The sequence below is a fragment of the Streptomyces sp. NPDC031274 genome (assembly GCF_055570235.1).
The window spans coordinates 1-1,200 of record NZ_JBVIHP010000339.1 but is presented as its reverse complement, the minus strand read 5'-3'; the positions used below and the strand labels follow the sequence as shown (position 1 = coordinate 1,200).

At 67.5% G+C, this 1,200-nt stretch carries 2 protein-coding genes; one reads left to right on the top strand and one right to left on the bottom strand.

The annotated features are described in order from the left end of the window. On the top strand, positions 1 to 804 hold an 804-nt coding region (locus tag ACZ5CR_RS46190; RefSeq protein WP_468869983.1), incomplete at its 5' end, for a zinc-binding dehydrogenase. A gap of 114 nt (positions 805 to 918) precedes the next feature. On the opposite strand, the gene ACZ5CR_RS46185 is transcribed toward ACZ5CR_RS46190, so the two are convergent. Further along, positions 919 to 1,200: arginase family protein (locus tag ACZ5CR_RS46185; RefSeq protein WP_468869981.1), on the bottom strand; the 282-nt coding region annotated here is incomplete at its 5' end.

The window sequence follows — 1,200 nt, the reverse complement described above, 5'->3', positions numbered from 1 at the left end:
AGGATCGGCGCACCCCTCGTCGACGTAGAAGCTCTCGCGCTTGAGCTGTCCGAAAAGGATGGCCACATCCCGGACAGCGAGGTGGCGGGCACCGTGACCGCGGTCGGCGACGGCGTCGACGCGTCGTGGATCGGCGGGCGGGTGTGGGCCTTCACCGGCAGCGGCGGAGGCTGCGTCGAACAGGCCCTCGCGCCGGTCGAGGAGATCGTTCCCCTGCCCGTGAACCTGTCCGCAGTCGATGCGGTGACACTCGGCAGCTCTGGCGTGGTGGCCCACTTCGGGCTCCGCCACTCCCGCTTCGCTCCCGAGGAGACGGTCCTGGTGCATGGTGCGGCCGGCAGCATCGGGATCACGACAGTGCAATTCGCCGCTCGCGGCGAGCCACTGCGACGCCTCGGCGCGACCCATGTGCTGGGCCGCTCAGGCGACGGAGGGGAAGCAGCTCCCGTAGGCTATGACGTCATCATCGACGTGGTGGCCGGCAAGGACATGCCGTCGTTCTTCGACCGGCTCAACCCGAACGGCCGCATGGTGGCCGTGGGCGCTGTCGCAGGCCAGCCACCGGCGGACTTCGGCACGAAGATCATGGCGGCGTTCCAGAAGTCGATGTCCTTCGCTGCTTTCAGCACCGCCACCGTCACCGCAGCCGAACGGCGTGCCGTGCGGAGCGGGCAGTTCGCCGCAGCGAGCCGGGGCGAGATCGAAACAGTGGTGCACGAGGTGCTGCCACTGGACTCAGCCGTACTGGCGCACCAGAAAATGGACGCGGGCGAGGTCTTCGGCAGGATCGGGCTGACACCGTAGTCGAAGGTACAGCCGCGAACCTCCCGTCTCGGGGAGAGTGAGCACAGGCGAAACCCCCTGGAGTGGCGTTTCGGTGGCACGCAGTGTTACTGCTCCACGGAAGTTGGTTCTGGCTCAGGTTTGGTGGTCGGTCCGCGCAGACAGCCCCCGGCGCAGGCACTCGGTGAGGCGGGCTGCGATCTTCCCTTCGGGGTCACGGCGGGGGTTGAAGATTGTGACATCCAGGCCGACGGCTCGCTTTCCGGCCAGCGCTGTCCGTAGTACGTCCTCCAGTTCTGTCCAGGTCAGCCCTCCGGGGAGGCGGTAGTCGACGGCAGGCATGATCGCGTCATCCAGGACGTCGACATCGAGGTGGACCCAGTACCCGGCACTTGAGTCACCGGTGAGCCGGTCGAC